The sequence below is a fragment of the Stagnihabitans sp. genome, assembly GCF_964946895.1.
Map to the genome: position 1 here is coordinate 1 of NZ_CBBQHX010000092.1, position 3044 is coordinate 3044.

3 protein-coding genes are annotated in these 3044 nt (G+C 61.3%); all 3 read left to right on the forward strand.

What is annotated here, in order from left to right:
* Window positions 1-285 precede the first annotated feature (285 nt).
* The 3 genes from AC1Y2B_RS23365 to AC1Y2B_RS23375 all read left to right on the forward strand — a co-directional run bounded on the left by AC1Y2B_RS23365 (window position 286) and on the right by AC1Y2B_RS23375 (window position 2887).
* The gene (locus AC1Y2B_RS23365; RefSeq protein ID WP_031339640.1) at window positions 286-690 is read left to right on the forward strand and encodes a single-stranded DNA-binding protein; all 405 of its coding nucleotides are present in this window, start codon (window positions 286-288) and stop codon (window positions 688-690) included.
* Window positions 691-1066: 376 nt separating this feature from the next.
* Complete coding sequence (locus tag AC1Y2B_RS23370) at window positions 1067-1429, forward strand: hypothetical protein (RefSeq protein ID WP_482255521.1); 363 nt, start codon at window positions 1067-1069, stop codon at window positions 1427-1429.
* 258 nt (window positions 1430-1687) lie between these two features.
* A complete protein-coding gene (locus AC1Y2B_RS23375; RefSeq protein WP_482255522.1) occupies window positions 1688-2887 on the forward strand; it encodes a DUF932 domain-containing protein in 1200 nt (399 codons plus the stop codon).
* The last annotated feature ends 157 nt before the right edge of the window (window positions 2888-3044 follow it).

The window sequence follows — 3044 nt, forward strand, 5'->3', positions numbered from 1 at the left end:
CCGGATGAGGTCGGCTGAACTCGTCTGCTTGGGTTCCTCTCCCCTGTGGCCTGGTTGAGGCACCTCCCCTTCGACTGACAATCCCCTAAGCCTGTTCGGTTTCCTGCCCGCAACCCCAACTCCTGCCCGGGCCGTGTTGGCCGCAAAGCGTCCTGCCCGCTCCACCCCGGCCCCTCGGGGGTTTCCGGCTGGTCCCTTGGCCCAGCCGTGCAGACGTCTCCCGACAGGCTTCTGTCGGGTCTTGTCGAAGGGATGGTCCCTCGCACCAGACACAGGAGAAACACCATGCAGAACATCGTCATCCTCGCCGGCAACATCGGTCAGGCCCCGGAAGCCCGCGTTACCCAGGGCGGCACGAAGATCACCCACTTCACCCTCGCCACCTCGCGCCCCCGCCTGTCGGAAGGCCGCCCGATCCGCGACGAGCACGGTTACCGCGTGATGGACACCGAATGGCACCGCATCACCTGCTTCAACGGCCTCGGCAAATCGGTCGCTGAGAACTGCGAGAAGGGCATGAAGGTCCTGGTCCAGGGCCGCATTCACTACACGAAGTGGACCGATGCGGCGGGTGTCGACCGTTACGGCTGCGAGATCATCGCCGAGAAGGTCGACTTCCTCAGCCGTCCAAAGACGGCCGAGGGCGAAGGCCCCGAGCTGGTCGACAACAACGACGAGGTCGGCTTCTAAAGCTGACCATCGCTTACCCGGCGGGGAAACTCGCCGGGATGACTTTCTGGTCAATTTGCGTTAGCGTGTCTTAATGTTCGCGCGTCCATCACTCTCCGAAATTCACTGTGTGCTGGCAGCACATGGTGCCCTTATCGTGCATTTTTCTGGGACGCCGAAAGGAGCTGGTTCGAACTTCGAGTATCCGTTCCCATCCGATCTCCAGGAAGTGATTGCGTGCCGATCCCAGACTGGCCTTTCCTGTTCGACGGTTATGCCAGGCGACGAGTTCGCGGACCTTTGTAGGGCCAATGCGACGGGATGCATCGGTGTGATACTTAGGCTGCGGACGCCCTGGTCTGTGCTGGACGCGCGCGCCTCTGACTGCGGGACGTACATGGAGGATGGTGTTCGCAAAGTTTCCCACCCGCGCGATATGACGGCATCTGATTTCTCAGCGACAATTTCTGGTCGCGCCAACGGGAACTACAACGAATGGGTTATTGCTGACTTCCAAGTGATCGGCCTGTTTGCGGCGGAGCCATATCGCGTGTCAGCAGAAGTTACGATCGACTATCCGGATGACATGCCGGATTGGATGCGTACCATCGACACCACCTTAGGCTTTGAGTATAAATCGCTTGATGATATTCAAAAGCTGTTCCCCGAGCTTCAAATATACTCCTTCTCAAACAGTGGGCTGGTTCAGCGCGTCGGCTCAGCCTGGATAACGGTCGCGCACGCGACTCTGTATGCCTGAACTGAAGCGAATGCCACGTCCAACTTTCCTTAGGTGGCTGGCGTGCGGCGCCAATCTAAGCCGCTCTTGATGAGTATATCCAAGACATTCCAGCAGGTTACTAGAACACGTCCGACCTAGAGAGCCCGGCGCGATTGAAGCGTTGCCCTGTGCGCGATGGGCGCTTGCGATGTAGAAAGTCAGAGGAGGACTGGTAGTCCAGTGATGGGTTTAGGGTTCGGGAGAGTGGCTCCCGGCGCCCGTCGCGGGAGATAGCCGATGGGCGTTGTGGAAGTTCTGGATCCGGTCGCACCGGCGCGGGCTGGTGGCTGGAAAGTGGATGTCAGCCGGGGCGAGCGTGACGGGCGGGTGTCGTCCGAATGGTTCAACCGGCCGGACGACGAGCGGTATCTGTCGCTGGATGATCTTTGGGCCTCGGTGAAGGGCCGGTCCGAACGCAGCCGTTCCCGGGTCGTCGCGACGGCCGACATCCGGGTGGAGCCTGCGCGTGACAGCTCTGAGCGGCTGCATCTGGTTCTGCCAAAGGCCCATGAGCCAGTTGCACCGACGCACTGGGCATTCGGCCAGCTCGCCAGCATCGTCGGCGCGCCGGCCTCCTACCTGCGGCAGTTGCCTGCGCCGCTTGCAGGGATCAACCTGCAATACGGACTCGCAAATCATCGCGCCGAGCAGGTCAAGACCTTCGAGACCGAGGATGGCCGCACTGAACTGCGTGCGGTGACCGGCCTCGACTATGGGCGCATCCACGACCATGAACTGGTCGGGGCGGTGCAGCGCATCGCGGGCAATGGCACCGGCGACACGCGCTGGAAGGTGCCGGGCGTGCTCGACTGGTCGACCGGTGTCTACAACCCCGATGTCGAAATCAGCCGCGACACGACTACGCTTTATGCCTCGGACCGCGATGTCTTCCTGTTTCTGGTCGATGATCATAACCCGATTGAAGCGGGCCGCCTGCCGGGCGGTTCGCCTGATCTCTACTTTCGGGGCTTCTACTGTTGGAATTCTGAGGTCGGGGCCAAGACCCTCGGCATGGCGAGCTTCTATCTGCGCGCCGTCTGCCAAAACCGCAATCTCTGGGGCGTCGAGGATTTCCAGGAGATCACCATCCGCCACTCAAAATACGCCGCCTCCCGCTTTGCCCAAGAGGCGGCACCAGCCCTGACGCGCTTCGCCAATTCTTCGCCGCAGGGCTTTGTGAACGGTATTAAAGCGGCGCGGCAGCAGATCGTCGCGCGGACGGACGAGGACCGGGATGACTTTCTGCGTAAACGCGGCTTCTCCAAGGCTGAATCCGGCAAGATCATCGAGAAGGTGCTGATGGAAGAGGGCCGCCCGCCCGAAAGTATCTTTGACTTTGTCCAAGGGATCACGCGACTGGCGCGCGACAAGACCCAGCAGGATGCCCGCCTCGATATGGAAGGACGCGCCAAGAAGCTCCTCGACCGGGTCGGCTGAGGTAGGCCCCGACACAGCGACCGTCTGCATCCGCGACGGTCGCGCTTTCCTTCTTTCCAGCAGTACGCCACTGGCCCCGCCCGAGAGGGCAGGGTGCTTCGATGTGCGCAATTCAGCGAGACCCCCATGACCCCCCAAGAAGAAACCGTCATCCTTG